The sequence below is a fragment of the Pseudomonas pudica genome, from assembly GCF_015680405.1.
Classification (GTDB): domain Bacteria; phylum Pseudomonadota; class Gammaproteobacteria; order Pseudomonadales; family Pseudomonadaceae; genus Aquipseudomonas; species Aquipseudomonas pudica.
Map to the genome: position 1 here is coordinate 132,048 of NZ_JADLJS010000006.1, position 20,396 is coordinate 152,443.

13 protein-coding genes and 1 other RNA gene are annotated in these 20,396 nt (G+C 57.3%); 8 read left to right on the top strand and 6 right to left on the bottom strand.

Translation table 11 applies throughout. From position 1 onward, the window contains the following. Nucleotides 1-6 precede the first annotated feature (6 nt). From rmuC to IRZ77_RS07040, 8 genes are all read left to right on the top strand, one after another. Nucleotides 7-1,857, top strand: coding sequence for a DNA recombination protein RmuC (gene rmuC, locus IRZ77_RS07005; RefSeq protein ID WP_196173169.1), 1,851 nt, complete (start codon nt 7-9; stop codon nt 1,855-1,857). Continuing rightward, nucleotides 1,857-3,440: a type I restriction-modification system subunit M gene (locus tag IRZ77_RS07010; RefSeq protein WP_196173170.1), complete on the top strand. Its 1,584-nt coding sequence runs from the start codon at nt 1,857-1,859 to the stop codon at nt 3,438-3,440. Before rmuC ends, IRZ77_RS07010 begins: the two co-directional genes overlap by 1 nt. Continuing rightward, nucleotides 3,437-4,648: a restriction endonuclease subunit S gene (locus IRZ77_RS07015; protein WP_196173171.1), complete on the top strand. Its 1,212-nt coding sequence runs from the start codon at nt 3,437-3,439 to the stop codon at nt 4,646-4,648. The genes IRZ77_RS07010 and IRZ77_RS07015 overlap by 4 nt, the downstream gene beginning before the upstream one ends. A gap of 14 nt (nt 4,649-4,662) precedes the next feature. Next, nucleotides 4,663-6,489 carry an AAA family ATPase gene (locus IRZ77_RS07020; RefSeq protein ID WP_196173172.1) on the top strand — a complete coding sequence of 609 codons (1,827 nt, stop codon included), beginning with the start codon at nt 4,663-4,665 and terminating at the stop codon, nt 6,487-6,489. A 142-nt stretch (nt 6,490-6,631) separates the two neighbouring features. Beyond that, complete coding sequence (locus IRZ77_RS07025; protein WP_196173173.1) at nt 6,632-8,353, top strand: AAA family ATPase; 1,722 nt, start codon at nt 6,632-6,634, stop codon at nt 8,351-8,353. After that, a complete protein-coding gene (locus tag IRZ77_RS07030) occupies nt 8,353-9,249 on the top strand; it encodes a hypothetical protein (RefSeq protein ID WP_196173175.1) in 897 nt (298 codons plus the stop codon). Before IRZ77_RS07025 ends, IRZ77_RS07030 begins: the two co-directional genes overlap by 1 nt. A 66-nt stretch (nt 9,250-9,315) precedes the next feature. Then, nucleotides 9,316-9,657 carry a hypothetical protein gene (locus IRZ77_RS07035; protein WP_230386348.1) on the top strand — a complete coding sequence of 114 codons (342 nt, stop codon included), beginning with the start codon at nt 9,316-9,318 and terminating at the stop codon, nt 9,655-9,657. Between the two features lie 5 nt (nt 9,658-9,662). Continuing rightward, nucleotides 9,663-12,602 carry a DEAD/DEAH box helicase gene (locus IRZ77_RS07040; protein ID WP_196173177.1) on the top strand — a complete coding sequence of 980 codons (2,940 nt, stop codon included), beginning with the start codon at nt 9,663-9,665 and terminating at the stop codon, nt 12,600-12,602. A 215-nt stretch (nt 12,603-12,817) separates the two neighbouring features. Here the strand turns inward: IRZ77_RS07040 and IRZ77_RS26895 are convergent, their stop codons facing one another. From IRZ77_RS26895 to IRZ77_RS07065, 6 genes are all read right to left on the bottom strand, one after another. Beyond that, a complete protein-coding gene (locus IRZ77_RS26895) occupies nt 12,818-13,093 on the bottom strand; it encodes a hypothetical protein (protein ID WP_230386346.1) in 276 nt (91 codons plus the stop codon). After that, nucleotides 13,090-14,070, bottom strand: coding sequence for an integrase domain-containing protein (locus tag IRZ77_RS07045; RefSeq protein WP_196173205.1), 981 nt, complete (start codon nt 14,068-14,070; stop codon nt 13,090-13,092). The genes IRZ77_RS26895 and IRZ77_RS07045 overlap by 4 nt, the downstream gene beginning before the upstream one ends. 950 nt (nt 14,071-15,020) lie before the next feature. Then, nucleotides 15,021-16,277, bottom strand: coding sequence for an integrase domain-containing protein (locus tag IRZ77_RS07050; protein ID WP_196173179.1), 1,257 nt, complete (start codon nt 16,275-16,277; stop codon nt 15,021-15,023). Nucleotides 16,278-16,464: 187 nt separating this feature from the next. After that, nucleotides 16,465-16,856: a transfer-messenger RNA gene (gene ssrA / locus IRZ77_RS07055) on the bottom strand. A gap of 99 nt (nt 16,857-16,955) precedes the next feature. Continuing rightward, on the bottom strand, nt 16,956-17,252 hold the full coding sequence (locus IRZ77_RS07060; RefSeq protein WP_013974305.1) for a hypothetical protein: 297 nt from the start codon (nt 17,250-17,252) through the stop codon (nt 16,956-16,958). A 271-nt stretch (nt 17,253-17,523) separates the two neighbouring features. Further along, entirely contained in the window at nt 17,524-20,334 is a 2,811-nt protein-coding gene (locus IRZ77_RS07065) for an FAD-binding and (Fe-S)-binding domain-containing protein (protein WP_196173181.1), read from the bottom strand. Between the last annotated feature and the right edge of the window lie 62 nt (nt 20,335-20,396).

Consider the following 20,396-nt stretch of genomic DNA (forward strand, 5'->3'; position numbering starts at 1 on the left):
GTGCACATGCAAGCCAGTCAATGGACCACCGATATCATCGTCATCACAGTTGTACTCGCACTGGCTTGCGCATTGCTGGGCCATTTCGCGGCAGCACTGCGTCAGGGCCGGCAACTCAGTCAGCTAGCGGCCGAGCTTGAGCAGGCCCAACTGGCTCAAACGACAGCAGTGGCCGGCAGCGCCGCGTTGAGTGAGAAGCTCATGGCCGCGGAAGCACTAGTGCATGAGCTCCAGGTCGCCGAGAGCACCCTGAAAACCAAGCTGCAGGGAGCGTTCGACGGTGTGACGCGGCTGACTCAGGAACACCAGGAAGCTAAGGATCGTCATGCAACCCTGGAGGCCAAGCTGGAGCAGTCTGTCAAACAACATCATGAAGCGGTCATTCAGCATGAAACGGCGGTGACTGAAATTCGGAGCCTTAACGCGAAAGTTGAGGACTACCAGAGTCGTCTGGAGCAGGCGAATACCTTGCTTCAGCAAGAGCGTGAATCGGTCAGTGGTCTCAAGTCAGCACTGGCCGAAGAGGGAAAAAAAGCCAAAGGCTTTGAGGCTGCCAACACGGATGCTCGGACACAGCTGGCAGAGCTGAAGGAGCAGATGAAGACCGCAGGCGAAAAGATTGAAACGCTGCAGGGCGACCAGGCAGAGATCAAGCGCCAGGAAACCAAACTTAGGGCCGAACTGGATGAACGCGAGGCCAGCCATGCCCGTGAGCTCGCCAACTTTGAACGGCAGAAAGCTGGCTTAAGCGAGCAATTCAAGCTGCTGTCCAACGAGATTCTCGAAGCGAAAACCCAGGCTCTGCAGGAAAGCAGTAAGGTCAGCCTGAGTGCTGTGATGACGCCGTTCCAGCAGTCCATCGACACCTTCAAACGTGAAGTGCAAGAGATCCACCACCGCGAAACCACCCAGCAGGGCGAGCTGCGCAAAGAGTTGGAACAGCTGAAAACGCTGAACCAGCAGATCACTACCGAAGCCCATGAGCTGTCCACTGCGCTGCGCGGCCAGAAGAAGCTGCAGGGCAACTGGGGCGAGCTGGTGCTGGAGAACGTACTCGACCGCTCAGGCCTGCAGTTGGGCAAGGACTATCTGCGCGAAGTCAGCATCACCACGGAGGAGGGTCGCCAGCGCCCCGACGCCGTGGTGTACCTGCCTCAGGCCAGGCACCTGATCATCGACGCCAAGGTTTCGCTTAACGCCTATACCCGCTATGTGAACGCAGAAGACGATTTAGAGCGTAAGCAGGCCCTGAAAGAGCATGTGCAGGCCGTGGCCAGCCGCATCAAGGAACTGGCTGACCGCGACTATTACAAACTGCCGGGGCTTAATTCTCCGGACATGGTATTCATGTTCATCCCCATTGAGTCGGCCTTCGTCGAAGCACTCAAAGCAGACGAAACCCTGTTCCAGCAGGCCATCGAAAACAACGTGCTGGTGGCCACACCTACCACGCTGCTCACCAGCCTTAACATCGTGCGCCAGCTCTGGCGCTATGAGGATCAGAACAAGCACACCGCCGCGCTGGCCAGTCGGGCAGAGGGCGTGTTCAAAAAGCTCAACACTTTCCTGGCTAGCTTTGAGAAAATCAAGAAGGGCTTGGAAACCGCCACCGAAGCATATGTTAAGGCCGAAGGCCAACTGGTCAGCGGCAAGGGCAATCTGGTCAAACAGGTGGGCGAATTCAAGAACCTGGCGCCTGCCATCAAAGCCCAGTTACCTGCCTATTTCGCCGACAAAGCTGCGCTGGAAATCGACTTTATCCCTGCCGAGCAGAACATTGAGGCGCTCACTGGCAGCACCGAAGATCAAGACCTGCTCGCTGAATCCGACACTGAAACCGACTACGAGAACGCCTGATGCTCACCGGCAAGATCCGCAACGATATCGACAAACTCTGGGAAAAATTCTGGACTGGCGGTATCACCAACCCGCTGACGGTGATCGAACAGATCAGCTACCTGATGTTCGCCCGCATGCTCGACATGCAGGAAGACGTGGCCGAGCGCAAGGCTAACCGCACCGGCAAGGTCTTCGACCGTCTGTTTCCTAATACACCGGAAGGCCAACTGCTGCGCTGGAAGAACTTTCGCAACATGAGCGGGAAGGAACTACACAGCCACCTCAAGAAAAAGGTCTATCCGTTCTTCGCCCAACTTGGCAGCGCCGAGGGCGAGGGCGGTGAGCGCGAAGGTCTTGGTCATATCAGCGAATACATGCAGGACGCCGATCTGGAGATCAAGAACGAGTCTGTACTCACCTCGGCCGTGGAGATGGTAAACGACCTGCCGCTGACTCAGAGCGACGTGAAGGGCGATATCTACGAATACTTGCTGAGCAAACTTACCACTGCCGGCATCAACGGCCAATTCCGTACGCCGCGCCATATCATCGATGCGATGATCGAGCTTATCGCCCCGCAGCCCACTGAGGTTATCTGCGACCCGTCCTGCGGCACCGCTGGCTTCCTTGCCCGAACCATGGAATACCTCAACCGCGTCCATTCCAGCCCGGAAGGTACCTTCACCGACGAAGACGGCAACCTGCACTATTCTGGTGACCTGCTCGAACCCTGCCGTCAGCACATCAACAGCGAGATGTTCTGGGGCTTCGATTTCGACACTACGATGCTGCGTGTCTCCAGCATGAACATGATGCTGCATGGCGTGAACGGCGCTAACATCCGCTACCAGGACTCCCTGAGCAAATCTATCAAGGAGCACTACCCGCGTCAGGAGCAGGACTTCTTCGACGTCGTGCTGGCCAACCCGCCGTTTAAAGGCAGCTTGGACGAAACCAACACCAACCCCGACGTGCTCGGCCTGGTGAAAACCAAAAAGACCGAGCTGCTGTTCGTCGCTCATATCCTCCGCTTACTCAAGCTTGGTGGCCGGGCCGCCGTCATCGTGCCGGACGGCGTGCTGTTCGGCTCCTCCAAGGCGCATCAGCAACTGCGCCAGGAGCTGCTCGACAACAACCAGCTGGAAGGCATTGTCAGCCTGCCCAGCGGTGTATTTAAGCCTTATGCCGGCGTTAGTACTGCCATCCTGATTTTCACCAAAGGTGGCACGACTGAGCGTGTGTGGTTCTACGACCTGCAGGCCGACGGCTACTCATTGGATGACAAGCGCACCGAGCTGAAAGGCGAGGGCAGCAACGACCTGCCCGACGCAATCGCCCAGTGGCACAAATACCGGCAGATGGTCGGAGGCAATTTCAGCGCCAGCACCATCAACACTCTGTTCGGCGACAAGCGCAAAAAGGCTTTTGTCGTACCCGCCGAAGATATCGCCGCCAACAAGTACGACCTCTCCATCAACCGTTACAAGGAAGTGGAGTACCAGCAGGAAGCCTTTGAGGACCCGAAGGTGATTTTGCAACGGCTCAAAGGGCTGGAGCAGGAGATCCTGGCGGATCTGGATGCGTTGGAGGGGATGTTGTGATTTGGCCGGCAATTAAGTTTAGTGAGGCTATCAGTCGCTCGGGCTTGTTTTCTGATGGCGATTGGGTAGAAAGCAAAGATCAAGACCCTGAAGGCGATGTAAGGCTAATCCAACTGGCGGACATCGGAGTTGGTGAGTTTGTTAATAAATCGAATCGATTTATGACCTCTAAGAGGGCCGATGAGCTGAAGTGCTCGTACCTGCAGGCTGGAGATATTTTGGTCGCGCGAATGCCAGACCCAATTGGCCGTGCGTGTATCTTTCCTGAGGATATGGGTAGATGTGTTACGGTCGTTGATATTTGTATCGTACGCCCTGATTCGGAAAGGATTGATAACAGATGGCTGATGCATCTGATAAATTCAGAGCGCTTCAGAAACCAGATAGATCGGCATGTTACTGGTACAACGAGGCAAAGAATTTCTCGCGGAAACTTGGCTGGATTGGAAATCCCTCTCCCACCCCTACCCGAACAAAAGCGCATCGCCGCCATCCTCGACAAGGCCGAGGCTATCCTCCGCAAACGGCAGCACGCCATCCAGCTCGCCGACGACTTCCTCCGTGCCGTGTTTCTGGACATGTTCGGCGACCCTGGAGCTAACCCCAAAGGTTTTAATGAAGCGGTTTTGGGGGAGTTAACGACCGGAAAAATGAATAATGGGTTATTCAGGAAGAATGATGAGTACGGAGGATCTGTCCCAGTGGCTTGGGTTGGAGAACTTTTTCGGGGAAATAGAATTTCATTTTCCGAGGATGCGAGCCGTATAGAGCCTACAGAAAAAGAGATTGACGCTTATGGGCTTAAGTATGGCGATTTGCTTTTTTGTAGATCATCTTTAAGGCTTGAGGGTATTGGTTTTAATAATATATATCTTGGTGATGATGATAATGCATTATTTGAATGTCATTTGATTCGGATGTCGCCTTGCCTCGAAAAGGTTAATCCAGTTTTTCTAAACTATCAGCTTAGAATGCCGAGTGTTAGGGCGAGAATTTTCCAGCAGGCGAAAACGTCGACAATGACAACCATAGATCAAGCTGGATTATCGAGAATAAAGGTTTTTGTTCCGCCTCTAGATTTGCAGGAGGAATTTGAACGCAGGCTTATAAAGGTAGAGAGTTTGTATTCGCATCTTTATAAAAATAAATCTCTGGATGAGCTGGTGTTCTCTTCTATCAGCCAGAAAGCCTTCTCCGGCCAGCTGTAGATAAGGAAATCCCCATGCGCCTCAGGTCCGTCAAGCTCACCCATTTTCGTGGCTACCGTACAACCACGGTCATTCCCATTGACGAGGCCATGACCGGCATCGTTGGTCGTAATGACTATGGCAAATCGACCATCCTAGAAGCTTTGGCGATCTTCTTCGAGAGCGGCGACGTCAAGGCGGACAAGAGTGATATGAACTGCTTCATCCTGGCCGAGGGTGCTGAGCAGTTCGAGATTGCCTGTGAGTTTGATGATCTGCCTGCGGCGCTGGTGCTGGATGAAAATGCCGAGACCTCCTTAGAGCAGGAGTATCTGCTCAACGCCGAGGGTGCGCTGGAGATCGTCAAAACCTTCAAGGCCAGTACCGGCAAGCTGGAGCGAACCGCCATCCACTGCCAGCACCCTGCGGATGAGGCGTTGGCTGGGCTGCTGAGCTTGAAAATCGCTGAACTGAAAAAGCTCGGTGAGCAGCAAGGCGTTGCCGAGCATGTCGCTGACAAGCGCGTGGCCTCACAGTGGCGGCAGGCTATCCGTGCAGCAGCACAGCCCATCGCCTGTCAGGAGATGCTGCTCGACGTCAGCAAAGGACTTTCGACTGACAGCAAATCCATCTGGGAAAAGATCGAGGCCCAGCTGCCCACCTTCGCCCTGTTCAAGGCGGATCGTGAAAGCAGTGATGGCGATGCCGAGGCCAAGAACCCCCTGCAGCAAGCGGTCAAGGAAGCCCAGGCTGCGCTGCAGAATGAAATCAGCGCACTGGAGCAGCAGATCGAAGCCAGTGTGCTAGATGTCGCTGCCCGCACCCTCGACAAACTGCGGGAAATGGCTCCCGAGCTGGCCAATGAGTTGACCCCGCGCTTCAAGGAAAAGCCCAAGTGGAGCTTCAGCTTCACCCTGGATGGTGAGAACGGTATCCCCATCAACAAGCGCGGCAGCGGTGTGCGCCGACTGATCCTGCTCAACTTCTTCCGCGCCGAAGCGGAGAAGGCTGCAATTGGTAGCTCACGCAATGTAATTTATGCTATCGAAGAGCCAGAAACTTCGCAGCACCCCAACTACCAGATGATGCTGATGAAGGCGCTGCTGGAGCTTTCCAACCAACCCAACCGACAGATCATCGTCACCACCCACGTCCCCGCCCTGGCCGGCCTGATGCCCATTGATGGCGTCCGCTATGTCACCAAGGATGATAACGGCATTCCTGTCGTCAAAATGCCCAATGACGATGTGCTCAAGGAGGCCGCCGAGAGCCTGGGTGTGCTCCCCGAAACGGGTATGGAGCGGGCGAAGGGAATCATCCTGGTGGAGGGCAGGAGCGATATCACCTTCCTGCGTCACACAGCTAGCACCCTCAAGGCGGCAAGCGTTATTGACCGCGATCTCGATGATCAGGGGCTTATCCCGATTCACGTTGGCGGCTGTGGAAACGTGAAGCATTGGGTCACCCATCAGCTTGCCGACGAAATTGGCCTGCCGTGGTGCGTTTTCCTGGACTCAGATCTTGGTGATCCCTTTCAGCACAAGACAAACCTCAAGCGAAAACAGGAAGTTGAAGGGCTTGGACGGGCGTTTTATTCGACTCGTAAGCGTGAAATCGAGAACTACCTGTGTCCAGATTTGATTCTGCAAGAAGCCGGTGTCGTGGTTAATTTCACCGATACCAGCGATGCCAAGCAGATCATTGGTGACGCAGTGGGGATGAAACCAGACGACGTTTCAGATCGATTCTGGCCTCTGATGAATGCCGACCAAATCCTCCAGCGCTCGATGTATCAAGAGGGTGCTGAGCAGCGCTCGGAGCTGAAAGAGCTGATCGAGAACCTGTTGGCCTTGGCCCCTTGAGCTCAGAACTGTATTCGACTGCATCGAAACGGTTTGCTCTGCCTGCGCACCGAGCAGAGGCTACGTGAGCGCATGCATCGGCTGAGTAAAAACTACAAATAAGCCATTTGCCGGTCATAGGCAGAGCTAGAGCATAAAAATCATGCGCATTACAGAAATCACCCTTACCAACTTTCGTTCCTTTCAGGCCACCCAATCCATTGCGCTGGCACCCGTCACCTTGCTGTTCGGACCCAACAGCGTGGGTAAAAGCTCGGTGCTGATGGCGCTGTTCTATATCCAGCAGATGCTGGAGAAGGGGCAGTGTGACCCACAGCGCATTGATGCGCTGGGTGAGAAGCATATTGGCGGGTTCAAGAGCTTGGTCAATGGTCGTGATCTCGCCAAGCGCATGGTTATCAAGCTGACCCTGGATAAGTCGGGCGCCATCGGTGCCAGCTATAACCAGATCGTGGATTTGGTGGGGGATGATTTTGGCCTACCTGTCGACAGCCCCACGGCTGACGCCAACCGCATGGCTGTGGAGTTTCATATTGCTTGGTCGAAAGCCGAAGACATGGCGTATGTTGCCTGCTACAAGGTCTGGCTGGATGACGACCTGATCGCCGAGCTCTCCAGCGATGCGGGCCTTAGACAGCCAGTTATTACCTGGCTCAACTATCGGCACCCAGCGTTGTTGACTGAGGTGGACCACGAAGAGTACGCGGAAAGGGACTATGTCAGCCGCCTGCATGAGCTGCTCAATGCCAACCGCAAGCCCGAAACCGTGTCCAGAACAGATATTGGGCAGAACGCCGAGATTTCCTTTGAGCATGCTGTTATCGGCTTCAAGGGACTTGCCGGCGCTTTACCTGTGCCGGGTAAGCGGTTGGAGACGGTCATCGAGGCAGATGAGCCGGCCCTGACTCTGCGTCTGCACGAAGTCCTCTCGGATGTGCTGGTTGCACCTCTCGACAACCTACTGGCGCTGCTCAACGAGAGCCTGTGCATTGGCCCGTTGCGCCTTATCCCAGACGCCCTGCATCGGCCAAATCCCTATCCGCAGCAAAAGGACTGGTATTCCGGTGCCGCTGCGTGGGACGTCACAGGGCGATTGACCGCAGCCAATATGGTGGAGCTCAACCACTGGCTGAATGCTTCAGGCACCCTGAATCTCGGATATTCCCTGCGCTCGAAGCGCGTGATCAGCCAAGCCGCATACTCGGGAGGCGGCGATACCGCCAGTGAGTTACAGGCATTGATTGAGACTTTCGGAGGCTCGCTCAGCCTGAGCCTCTCTGAAGCAGATGAAGACGGCAATCCGCTGCCGGAGCAGCATCCAATTTCGCTGGACGCAGTGAAAAAACTGCTCGAGGCAGATCAGCATTCTACTGGGGCCAAAGCGCGGCAGCTGGCGACAAAGGAGGTCTACAGCAAGTGGGTGCTTTGGGACGACCTCAACAACATCGAGGTAGCCTTTTCCGAGGTAGGGGTCGGAATATCTCAGTTGTTCCCACTGGTGGTCGCAGCGGTACAGGCTGGGCGAGGTATTACTGCCTGCGAGCAACCGGAACTACATGTCCATCCAAGGATTCAGGTCGGCATCGGCGATTTGCTGACGCAAGCCAACAGGAACACCACTTTCTTGATAGAAACTCATAGCGAGCACCTGATCCTGCGGATCTTGCGTCGCATCCGAGAAACCTCAGAGCGCGAATTACCAGCGGGGCTGCAGCCCGTCTCACCAGCTGATGTCTCCATCGTTTACATGGAACCATGTGAGATGGGAGTGAGAACCCGACGGATTGAAATAGACCACACGGGTGAGTTCACCAGCCGCTGGCCGAGTGGCTTCTTCGCTGAACGTGGCGAGGAGCTTTTCTGATGCACGCCATTTTTGCCATAGAGCCGGAGGCAATCAATAACTGGCCAGGTCTTCGCTATGCCGTGGAGAAATTTGGTTACAGCAAGGGGCTTTTAATCGCGCGTTACCCGGGTAAGTGGGAGCGAATGGTGATAGAGGCCTGTAAGCATAACGGTGTCGGTGATCTCGACATGGCGCGGGTCGTGGAGCGATTACAAGCTATCAAGAGCGACCGCCTTGTGCGGATGAGGCTTCCGTACGGCGACGGTGGTTGGCTAGAAAATGTTGGTGCTGAAGACGTTTTGAATAAGTTGTCAGCCATCTTGGTACGAAACCAGGTCATCTCAGAAAAATTCCATAGCCTCGATGATGCCCACGAGAATCTGTTTGAAAATCGTCGGGATTTTCGTGTGAAGCGGACTGCGAATGCGTTGGCTCAGGTAGCTAAATATGTTCTGGTCGCCTCGGATAGCGTTGTACTGGTGGATCGCTACTTTCAGTCCAAGTCCAAGTGCACGAAAGTTCTCTGTGCCATGTTTGCTGCTTGTCAGGAAACCGGTGCATTGCCTAATCAGGTGACTATTTTCTCCGACCACACTAAGGACCCGCGCGGCTTAGATGTAGTGCGGCAAGAGTATAGAGACTTGCTTGGCGGATGGGTTGAGCTCGGTATTGAAATCACCATTTATCGGTTGGCTGGAGATCAGTTAGACCAAGATATCCATGCGCGCTACCTGTTCAATCAGAAAGCAGGACTTCGCTTTGATCGGGGTTTCATTGAGCCCGAAGCTCATGATGAGCGTGAACATGAGACGGATGTGAGCTGTATAGATTCGGCATTAGTCAACGAGCTATATGCCCGTTTCATTGATGATCGCGGGAGCTTAATCGTTGTTGATGAGGTTGTTCTGGAGTAGCTGCGTCGTTTTTAGTGGATCCTCTGACAAGGGATATATTCATTCGCAGTGTGAAAGGGATTTGACATGAAGCTCGTCGCCAACCGAGTTAACGGGTTACACCTGCGGGATCTGCTGCCTGTGATAGGCGTTGAGGTGGATTATGTATTGGCTGCTGTGGCATATGGCAGCAGTGCGTCTGACATCACGCAGGACCTTGTCGGGGTCAAAAAGCTTCGCCTAGATCTGTGGATGCGCTACGACCATACCGTGCCCGTCTCGATAGAGCTGCTCAAACGGTTGCTCAAGCATCAAAAGGACAACGTCTTCATGCGTTTCGTCCCGGATCGCTTTCACCTATCAAGCAATATGGTGCGTGCTACCATATCGCCACTCTATCCCCCAGAAGTCTTTTCTGCCTCCAGGTAATCGCCATGGACGACGTAGTCATAACGCATTTGGATGTGTACCAAAGCTGGCAAAGCCATCTCTTCAATTTCAGTCTCGACGATCCAAAGACGAAGGCACCTGGGCTGCGCAAGCCTCAACTGGCTGCGCTTTATGCCACCCTGGGGCACCTGGTGGTTGATCCCTCTTTGACCGCCACAGTGGTCATGCCGACCGGTACAGGGAAGACTGACACCATGCTCGCGCTGATCATCGCTGCGAGGATGGCAAGAACCTTGATCCTGGTTCCCTCAGACGCCCTCAGAACGCAGTTGGTGGGCAAGTGCACGGAGATGAAGACGCTCCGCACCGTGGGGGCGGTATCGGACACGGCGCGCAATCCTATTGTGGCGTCCATCGATTCGAAGTTGTCAGAGGAGCAGGTTGCTGATTTGGCTAGCGCCAACATTATTGTGGCTACTCCTCAGGCCCTGCTGCTATTCGAAGACGCCGCCTTGGGCGCGCTGGTCAATATGTGCAGCCACCTGATGATCGACGAGGCTCATCACGTCGCCGCTGCCAGCTGGAATCGAATCAAAACCGCCTTCATCGGCAAACCGTGTATTCAGTTCACCGCGACGCCATTCCGGGAAGATGGTCTGGCTCTGGCCGGTAAGATCATTTACAACTACCCGCTCCGGGATGCGCAGCTTGACGGCTATTTCAAAGGTATCGAGTTCCATCCGGTACGAGAATACAACCTCAAGCTGTCCGACCAGGCCATCGCAGATAAGGCTGTTGAGCTGCTCAGGGCTGACCTCAAGGCTGGGTATAACCATCTGATGATGGTGCGGGCCAAGTCGCACAAGCGGGCGTCAGACCTGTTTGAGATTTACAAGCAGCACCCCGACCTAACGCCGGTACTGATTCACAGCAATGTGCCGAATCAGGCCAGAGTGATGGCTGAGATCATCAAGAAGAAGCACCGAATCATCGTCTGCGTCGACATGCTTGGCGAGGGCTTCGACCTACCCGAGCTCAAAATTGCTGCCATTCATGATCAACACCAAAGCCCTGCCGTTACGCTCCAATTCATCGGCCGGCTGACACGGGTGAATGCGGCCCTTGGTGATGCCAAGTTCGTGGCGAACATCGCTAACCAGAAGACCGACCACCAGATGGCTGACCTCTATAAGGAGAGTGCTGACTGGGGGGCAGTCATTCGCAACGTGAGTGAGAAAAAGGTCAGCCGGGAAATTGAGAAGGCGGACTTCACCGAGCAGTTCGCTGACGGTGACGATGCCCAGGTGATTTTCGGGCTGAACCCAAACCCCAAAATCAGCGCCGTGGCGTATGACGTCTCTCCCAAAGACTGGACACCGCAGCGGGCGCAGAGTCTGGATGGGCGTAGAGAGATACTGCAGTACTTCTCGATCAATGAGCAAGCCGATACCGTTATTGCGGTAACTCGGCGAGAGACGCTGGTTGGGTGGGCTCAGACCGAAGAAATTGTCGATACCAACTGGAATTTGTACATCGCGTTCTATGACAAGACGCAGAAAACCCTGTTTATTCACACATCGGGTGACGACACCCAGGCAACTCGTTTTCTGAATCTGGTGGCCAAAGACTCTCGTCGCATTAATGGTGAGCCGGCGTTCCGTACGCTCCACGACATCAAGCTGATGAAGTTGCAGAACGTTGGCCTGTCCCGCGCCCGGAAAGACCTGCGGTTTACGATGCATGTGGGGCGCGACATCAACCAGGTGATCAGCGATATCGAGAAAGGCAATGCTACAAAGTCGAACATCTTCGCCACCGGTTTTGAGGATGGAGAACGAACCACCGTGGGCTGTTCGCACAAGGGCAAGATCTGGGAGATGAACTCCTCTCCGATCAACTACTGGGTCGAGTGGTGCAAGCGCATGGCGGTCAAACTCAACGACAACACCATCGACCCTGGTGACGTCCTCAAAAATGTCATGCGTGCTGACCAGATCAAGGAGAAATGGCCAGAAGGCTTGTTCTACGCCGACTGGCCTGTGTCGATCGCGATCGAAAATGAGCAAAGGATCTCGCTGTATTTTCAGGGAGAGACCTTCAACCTGCTCGATGTCGAGCTTGGTAAGCCTGATTATAGTGATGCGCGCACGCTGGAAATCCCTGTATTGGTCGCGGACAAAGATGGCAACGAGCGACGCCTCACTACCATCGCTATCAAGTTGTTGGAGGATGGATACAAAACCTCCTGCCCGGGCGTGAAGATCCTTTATCCCCACGAAATGCCACTGGATTCCTACCTGGATGGAGAGCCGCTGGTACTGCTCAAGGTCGATGGCTCCATGGTGCAGGGCAACTACCGTCAGTACTCTCTCAACAGCATGGATGTAAAACTGCCAGCCGGTTTACTCGAGCCCTGGGATTGGGGAGCGACGAAAATCCATCAGGAGTCCATGCGTGCGGAGCGACGTAAGGATTCAGTACAAGGGTTCACCTTTGACAAGATCACTGACGATTACTCAATCGTGTTCAACGATGACGGAAAAGGCGAAATTGCTGACCTGGTGGCAATTCGGGAGAACCAAGACGCTATCTACGTCGACCTCTACCACTGCAAATTTTGTCCTATGACGGATGGCGTGGCTGCGCCTGGGGCACGCGTCGCTGACGTCTATGAAGTATGCGGTCAGGCGTCCAGGTCGGTGAAATGGCTGTACACCGGCGATAAGTTCTTCAACCGACTAATGGATCGATACCAACAAGGTCTGCTGAAGGACTTCGACAGGATGCTGAAGGGCACGCCTCAGCAGCTGGAGATACTGCGAAACAAATGCCACGACCATGAGCTGATCTTCAAGTTTGTGATCGTGCAACCTGCGATCTCAGCGAAGAAAGTGTCGAAAGAGCAACTGGCCGTCCTGGGAACGAGTTACTCATATATTAAGAGCATCTCGGGCTCGGACATCAGGGTTATTGTCAGCCCTTGATTGACTTACACCAGCGGAATTGCAGCTAATTCCGCTGGTTTCATGCTGTGATCCACGCCTCCGATACCGACTTCGATTTTACCATCACAAGCATATGGCAGCCTGATGCGTCTTAAATTTCCAAGGTGCTCGACCACTGCTTCTGGCTCAAAGGCGCCTGGTGCGATCATCCGCTATGGCTCGATTGCAGTTGGTCATCACGGGGCTGTCTTTGCTCAAAGATCGAACACCCACGATGTCCCTAAGCGTCGAACGATCAATCTGACGATGAGCAGGTAATAGTATCGGGTACCGTCACTACGCTGTTTCAATCGATTCTTCAAAAACCAATTCAAATGCTTTCGCTTCCAGCCCCATGGCGTCTCCCGCTGCCACCGTTCAGCTATTGCCGTCTGTATAATCCTAGCCTGCCGGAAATGCCGCTGCCGCGTCGCATGCGACCCTGTTAGCATGCCGGCCAAGAACAGCTCCATATCGAATGGCGTACTCATGACTGACCTCCAATGTACGCGGCAACTACGTCAATCCGACCATGCCCCAGTTCATAGCTGATTTGCCTCCGGGCCACACGATCAAGGTGCCTATTTACCTGGCAGCATTGACCGCCTTTGATAGGCGCGCGGTGTTGGGTGATTTGCTCGTAGCGCTCACATGCGTATGCTGCTCGTAGCTCGTGGAAGCCTTTGAGGTTGTGTGCATGCAGGATGTCCCGCGCAGGGCGGATGATTTCTTGCAGAAGATTTAGGTAGCTTTCGTGTGGTGCAATCAGTTTGCGGCTACCCGCAGGAGACGCCTGCTGCGAAAACCTAAGCGCCTCGCGAACATGATCGCCCACCGCTATCCAGCGGGGCGCCGAGGCCCCGGCGCGGCCGCCTTTGGTGCCATCCTGAACGTTAATCCTGCCTAGGTTATTAGCCTCACGGCTTAGCCGTGGCAGGTCAGCTAGGATGGCCTCACGCAAGCGCATGCCGGTGGCCCGCGCCAATAGCACGATCGCTGCTGCCCGTCTCTGATCACGGCTGCAAAGCTCATCGACGATGTGCTTAACCTGTTCGCGGTCTTGGCCCTGTGGCATCGACTGGCGAACTCCGGAGCGCTGCATTCCCAACGCCTTGCTTGGGCTTGGCAATTTCACGCACTGATCACCGCGAAGCGCTGCCATGGTCCTGTTAACACTGGATAGGCGGTTTTGTGCGGTGCTGACGGCGAGGTCACCGTGCCCAACCACGTTGCGCAGGTACGCCGCATAGTCGGCCAACACCTTCCGATCAATCTGCCGCGCATCATTGATACCGGGCCCTTGTTCGGAGCGGCACCATTTCACGAATGCCCGCCAACGATCACTGTGCGCCTTGACCGTGCCGTAATGGCCACCGCCGAACATGTCTTTCAGCGCCTGCGGTCCCGCGTAGCTCAGCTGCCTACCGTAGCCGAAATTACGGCCATCGCGTCTACCCACCACTGCCATATCAGTCACCTCATCGCCCGTTCTCCGATCCTCGCCCCACGTCATCCCGCCAAGAATGCTGAGTGTTATCAGGGATCAAGGCCCCTGCGACCTGTGGGGAATGTCCTCTACGCGGGACTGGCGGCTCCTTACGTCCGGGAGCAAGGGCATCTCATGATCTGGCCTCCTTAACACCGTTGCCGGTGGGCGGGTGGAGGCAGGGCTGGCTGACTAAACCAGCGCCTGAAGATCCTGAGCCGGGTGAACGCAGCAATGCGATGACCGGTGCATGCCTGACTGTCAGTCAGGTGCAGTCCATTCCCTGGTCTGCGGCACCATCATCTGCATGGCTGTTGCTGGTGACATCGGCGTTTGTCACGCCGATTGTCACGAGGGGGATTGCCGCAAAGCCTTGTGCTATTTGGGCTGCAGCAGTGGTAGAAGTGCCCGTCTCTTTCCAGGAGAAAGAAACGGGCACAGGTTGGGGCAAGATTCGGCCAAGCGGATAGGTTGCTGCAGGGCAGCGCAATAGGAAGTGTCGTCTGGCGCACGAGGGCCATGAAATGTAGTTGGCATCCATCACCGGGGAGGTGACCGGGCGAGCTGCCGGATGCGAATCGCCCTTGGGGAGAACCACCGCGGGAGCGGCGTGACCTTTAAGGTTCGGGTCACCTGGGGTGCTGTCATCGACAGCGCTTGCACGGCTAGTTCTACGCCTGTGGATAAACCCGGTCAAGGGCCGAGATTCAGCGCTCCTGGGGACGTGAAAAGCGGTTACCCATCGGTGGAATTCCGTGGTACGTCCCGGACAACGTTGTGGCTTTTAGCTCTTCAAAGTGAGGTCCATCCAAACAGGGCGGCTTTGCAGCCCTGTTTGGATGGACCCGCGCTGACAAGCGTTAATCGAGGCTGCTTTCTCTGAATCTTGAACGCACAGTTGCTTTCGCCGCCTTTGTTGCGCCTGTACAACGCTAGCGGATCGGCACCACGTTCTTGTCTCTCACTTGGCCGTATGCAGAGGCGAGCAGGCTGCCGGTGGCAGCTTTCTGGATGTACTCACTCCACCAGGCCATCATCGGGCGACGGCGCTCGATGTAGTCGGCTCGGTTGTAGGCGCTCCGCACCTCATCCTTGTCGACGTGCGCCAGGGCCACCTTGATGAGCTCCGGGTCCCACCCATGCTCATTCAAGATGGTGCTGGCCATTGAGCGCATGCCGTGGCTGACCAACCGATCCTGGAATCCCATGCGTTTCAACGCCATGTTGGCCGTTTGGCTATTAGCGTGGGCGCGTGGATTTCTGTCTGCCGGGAAGACGTATTCGCGATGGCCGCTGTGGGTCTTCAATGACTCCAACAGTGCGACAGCGTGGTCACTCAGCGGGATGCTGTGTGGGCGGCGCTTCTTCATCCGCTCTGCTGGGATGGTCCAGACACGCCTTTCAAAGTCGATGTCTGCCCAGCGAGTAGTTGCCGCCTCGGCGGGGCGAGTCATGGTGTGCAACTGCCACTCGATGAGGCAACGGGTTGTGCGTTTGATGCTGGCGTTCGCGATCTCCAGCATGAGCTCGGGGAGCTCTTCGGGCGGCAGCGCAGCCATGTTCTCTTTCTTGGGCTTCTTGAAGACTGCCCTGATGCCGGTGAGTGGGTTGGCGAAGATCAGGCCGGAGTTGACGCCGTAGGTCATGATCTCGTTTAGCCGTTGGCTGAGACGCTTGACCGTCTCCAGGCTGCCTTTCGCTTCGATTGGACGAAGCAATCCGATCACCATCGGCGCGGTGATTTTGGTGAGTGGTGTCGTCTTCAAATCGGGGAGCACGTGCAACGTGAGCGACCGCCAGATGTCCTCGGCGTAGGCAGGGGTCACCGAGTCTTTCTTGAGCTCGAACCAAGCGGTGGCCACGTTCTCGAAGGTGTGTTCCGTTTCTGCGCGCTTGGCTTCATTCAACGAATTGCGCTGCACCTTCGGATCGATGCCCTGAGCGAGCAGCTCGCGCGCATCGACTGCCATCTTTCGTGCATTCGCCAGTGACAGTTCGGGGTAGGTCCCGAAGCCGATGTTGATGCGCTTTTTGGTCACCGGTTCGCGGTAGTTGAAATTCCACAGCAACGAGCCGTTGCTGCGTACGCGGAGCTGCAAACCGTCACCGTCGGTAAGGACGTAATCCTTGGACGCGGGTTTGACTCCCTTGAGCTGTCGATCGGAGAGACGGAGGTTTTGAGCAGGCATGAGATTCTCCTCAGGCACTGATTCGGTATTCCAAAGATTAGCATCGGGTGAGGTGGAATACCGCCTGGAATACCCGAACGGTTGGAACTCAAAAACTCTCAAAAGACCGCGAAAGCGCTGGAGGTTGCGTATTTACTGGATCGCAGGCACAAAAAAAGACGTCCGTGGACGTCTTTGTTTGATCATTTGGTGGAGCCGGGGGGATTTGAACCCCCGTCCGCCAGTACTCCGCTGTCGGTACTACATGCTTAGCCTTGTCTACTGAGTTAATCCGCAGCCGCCCGACGGGCAGGGTGCTTTGGACGAGTTGGGTAAGTTTTAGTCGCTTTGCCCCCAACGTGCTACACGACGATCCTGTTCTGTATGACAATCATTTCGGGTTTACAGGCATCCCCTGATGATTGCTGGAGCCGAAGCTACCAGGAGAGCGGGCTCAGCTGCTTACGCAGCGAGAGCGTAGCCCTCGTAGTTTTCGTCATTGGCAACTATAGAAAGTTGCAACAGTGGATTTACGAGTTCTGTTACCAACTCGGCATGCACCTAGAGTTTCGCTACCGGCGTCGAATCCTGATCGGCCCCACACTAGCTCTAAGCTAACGCACCTTACGGTACGTGAGGCGGAGTATACGCCATTGCGCGGGCGACGTCGACAGCCGGTCCGGTCGCCCGCTTCTGGGCTCACGCGCCGCTACCGCCGCCGCTGGTGCCGCTGCCTTTCTCGGTTTTTTCCAGGCGCTCCAGGACTTTGCTGGTGATGGCAATGCATTCCTTGGTGTCGCCCGAGGCTTGGGCAGCCTTGGCTTTGTCGACGTGCTCGGTGATGGCCTTGTCCAGGCCTTCGGAGGTGGCGCCGGCGGTGGCCATGCTGTCGTCGATCTTTTGCAGGTTGGCGGTGCACAGGTCTTCGGCGGCGAACACCGGCGAAGCCAGCAGGGTGGCGGCCGCGAACAGGGCTGAAAGCGCGGTACCTTTCATGGGAGTCTCCTTCTGGGCCTCTGGAAGGTGGGCCTGTAAGGGTGGACTGCGGGGGATTGGCGGGGGTTCAATCGGGATGGTGGCGGAGTGAAATGAGGATGGCGATGGCACCGGCTTTGCCGGTGTTCGCGGGTGAACCCGCTCCCACATGGAATTGGGTTAGCTCGGGGTATGCGCTGGACCGGTGGGAGCGGGCGTGCCCGCGAAGCAGGCGGCGCGGTGTATGGCACCGGCTGCGCCGGTGTTCGCGGGCATGCCCGCTCCCACAGGGTCAGATACTGCGGGGCCGGGTGACGCGGTCTACCAGGTAGACCAGGCCGTGGTAGTCGATGCCGCTGTGGCTGCTCAGGCCGATCTCGCAGGTGCGGCTGGTGGAGATGCCTTCGCTGCAGTACTGCACCGCCTCCTTCAGGCTGCGCAGCGAGTGGGCGTTGAGCTCGGGGGTGGTGAAGCCTTTGTCACCGGCAAAGCCGCAGCAGTGTATGCCCTCCGGGATCACCACCTGTTTGCTGCAGCGCCGCGCCAGGTCGATCAGCGCCTGGCTTTCGCCAAGGTGCTGGGTGCTGCAGGTCACGTGTACGGCTACCGGCTCGTCCTGGGGCGCGAACTCCAGGCGGTCGACCAGGTGGGTGCGGATGAAGCGCACCGGGTCGTACAAGTCCAGCCGGCTTTCGCCCAGGTCCTGCACCAGGCGCAGGGTGCAGGGGCTGGTGTCGCAGTAGATCGGGTCGAGGCCGCCGCGGCTGGCGTGCAAGAGGGCGTTGATCAGCTCCTGGCGCTTGTGTTCGGCTTGTTCGGGGTAGCCCTTGGAAGCGAACGGCTGGCCGCAGCACAGGCTGTCGGCGTTGTCGGGGAAGACCACCTGGTAACCGGCCTTTTCCAGCAGGGCGCGGGTCTTGTCCAGCAGCGAGCTTTGCTCGCGGTCGGCATAGGCCGGGCCCATCACCCGCGAGACGCAGGCGGCCAGGTACACCACGCGAGGGCGGGCGTCGTTGCTGGCCGGGCCGAAGTCCAGTGGGCGCAGGGGTTGTGGCATCGCCGGGGTCCACTGTGGCAGGCGGCCTTTGCTGGCTTTGTTCAGCGAGGCACTCAGGCGGCCCAGGCGTGGGGCGCCGAGCAGCTTGCGTGCGGTGTTGGCGGCGGTCAGGGTCAGGCGCGCGCCGCCCAAGGCAGTGTGGAAGTGTTCGGCCAGCCAGTCGGCGGTTCTTTCGTGCTCGGCAGCCTGGCTGCGCAGTTTCTTCACCAGTTCGCCGGTGTTGATGCCGACCGGGCAGCGTTGGGCGCACAGGCCGGTGGCGGCGCAGGTGTCGATGCCCTGGTACTGAAAGGCCTGGCGTAGTTCGCGGGTGTCGATGCCGGCGCGCTGCCTGGCCTGGATGTCACGCCACATGACGATGCGCTGGCGCGGGCTCAGGGTCAGGCCTTTGGACGGGCACACCGGTTCGCAGAAGCCGCACTCGATGCACTTGTCGACGATCTCGTCGGCAGCGGGCAGCGGCTTGAGGTTCTTCAGGTGGATATCCGGGTCTTCGCTCAGCACCACGTCGGGGTTGAGGATGCCGTTTGGGTCGAGCAGACGCTTCAGCTTCCACATCAGTTGGTACGCGTCATGGCCCCATTCCAGCTCGACGAACGGTGCCATGTTGCGCCCGGTGCCGTGCTCGGCCTTGAGCGAACCGCCGAACTCCACCGCCACCAGCTGCGCCACATCGTCCATGAAGGCCTGGTAGCGGGCGACTTCCTCGGCGCTGTTGAAGCCCTGGGTGAAGACGAAGTGCAGGTTGCCTTCCAGGGCATGGCCGAAAATGATCGCTTCATCGTAGCGGTGCTTGTCGAACAGCTGGATCAGGCGGTTGACGCCGTCTGCCAGTTGCTCGATGGGGAAGGTGACGTCTTCGATGATGACTGTGGTGCCGGTCTGGCGCACGGCGCCAACAGCAGGGAAGGTGTCCTTGCGGATTTTCCACAGCTGGTTGTACACGGCCGGGTCTTCGCTGAAGTCCACCTGCTGTTCCAGCGGGAAGTCGGCGATCGAGGCCATCACCTGTTGCAGCTGTTCATGCAGCAGGCTCTGGCTGGCGGCGCGGGACTCGATCAGCAGGGCGCAGGCATTATCCGACAGGCCTTTTACCCACAGCGGCATGCCGGGCATGTTCTGCACCGAGCGCAGGCTGCGGCGATCGAGCAGCTCCACGGCCGAGACCGGCTGGCGCTTGAGTACGGTCACCGCGCGGCAGCAGCTTTCCACGCTGGGGAACACCAACAGGGCGCTGGCCTTGTGCGGGTGGTCGGGCACGGTGTCGTAGGTGACGGCACTGATGAAGCCCAGGGTGCCTTCGGACCCGACCAGCAGGTGTTGCAGGATATCCAGCGGCTGGTCGTAGTCCACCAGTGCGTTCAGCGACAGGCCGGTGGTGTTCTTAAGCCGGTATTTGTGCCGGATGCGCTCGGCGAGTGCAGTGTTGGCGCGGGTCTCGCGGCCCAGGCGGGCCAGTGCTTCCAGCAGGTCGGCGTGGCTGGCCTCGAACGCGGCGACGCTGGCGGGGTCTTCGCTGTCCAGGCGCGTGCCGTCGGCCAGCACCAGGCGCAGGCCGGCCAGGGTGTGGTAGGTGTTCTGCGCGGTGCCGCAGCACATGCCGCTGGCGTTGTTGGCAACGATGCCGCCAATCTTGCAGGCGTTGATCGAGGCCGGGTCGGGGCCGATCTTGCGCCCGAAGGGGGCCAGCCAGGCATTGGCCTGGGCGCCGATGACGCCGGGCTGCAGACGGATCTGTTCGCCTTGGCCGCGGATTTCGCGGCCGTTCCAGTTATCGCCCAGCACGATCAGCACCGAGTCGCTGATGGCCTGGCCGGACAGGCTGGTGCCGGCGGCGCGGAAGGTGACCGGCACCCGCTCGCGCTGGGCCAGTTTGATCAGGCCGACCACTTCGTCCTCGGACTCGACGCGCACCACCAGCTTGGGGATCAGCCGGTAGAAGCTGGCGTCGGTGCCGAAGGCCAGGGTGGAGGTGGGGTCGTCGAAACGGCGTTCGGCGGGGATCAGGCGCTCGGCATCACGCAGGAACGCGGCAGGCAGGCTCATGCAGTCTCCTCGCGGGGCCGTGGCGTCTGTGCGCCACATGCCCCGGGTCAATCAGGCGGTCG

Bases quoted from the DNA above. Each gene is read 5' to 3' on its own strand.
- rmuC (WP_196173169.1), top strand. From the start codon at position 7: ATGCAAGCCAGTCAATGGACCACCGATATCATCGTCATCACAGTTGTA.
- IRZ77_RS07010 (WP_196173170.1), top strand. From the start codon at position 1,857: ATGCTCACCGGCAAGATCCGCAACGATATCGACAAACTCTGGGAAAAA.
- IRZ77_RS07020 (WP_196173172.1), top strand. From the start codon at position 4,663: ATGCGCCTCAGGTCCGTCAAGCTCACCCATTTTCGTGGCTACCGTACA.
- IRZ77_RS07025 (WP_196173173.1), top strand. From the start codon at position 6,632: ATGCGCATTACAGAAATCACCCTTACCAACTTTCGTTCCTTTCAGGCC.
- IRZ77_RS07030 (WP_196173175.1), top strand. From the start codon at position 8,353: ATGCACGCCATTTTTGCCATAGAGCCGGAGGCAATCAATAACTGGCCA.
- IRZ77_RS07035 (WP_230386348.1), top strand. From the start codon at position 9,316: ATGAAGCTCGTCGCCAACCGAGTTAACGGGTTACACCTGCGGGATCTG.
- IRZ77_RS07040 (WP_196173177.1), top strand. From the start codon at position 9,663: ATGGACGACGTAGTCATAACGCATTTGGATGTGTACCAAAGCTGGCAA.
- IRZ77_RS26895 (WP_230386346.1), bottom strand. From the start codon at position 13,093: ATGAGTACGCCATTCGATATGGAGCTGTTCTTGGCCGGCATGCTAACA.
- IRZ77_RS07045 (WP_196173205.1), bottom strand. From the start codon at position 14,070: ATGGCAGTGGTGGGTAGACGCGATGGCCGTAATTTCGGCTACGGTAGG.
- IRZ77_RS07050 (WP_196173179.1), bottom strand. From the start codon at position 16,277: ATGCCTGCTCAAAACCTCCGTCTCTCCGATCGACAGCTCAAGGGAGTC.
- IRZ77_RS07060 (WP_013974305.1), bottom strand. From the start codon at position 17,252: ATGAAAGGTACCGCGCTTTCAGCCCTGTTCGCGGCCGCCACCCTGCTG.
- IRZ77_RS07065 (WP_196173181.1), bottom strand. From the start codon at position 20,334: ATGAGCCTGCCTGCCGCGTTCCTGCGTGATGCCGAGCGCCTGATCCCC.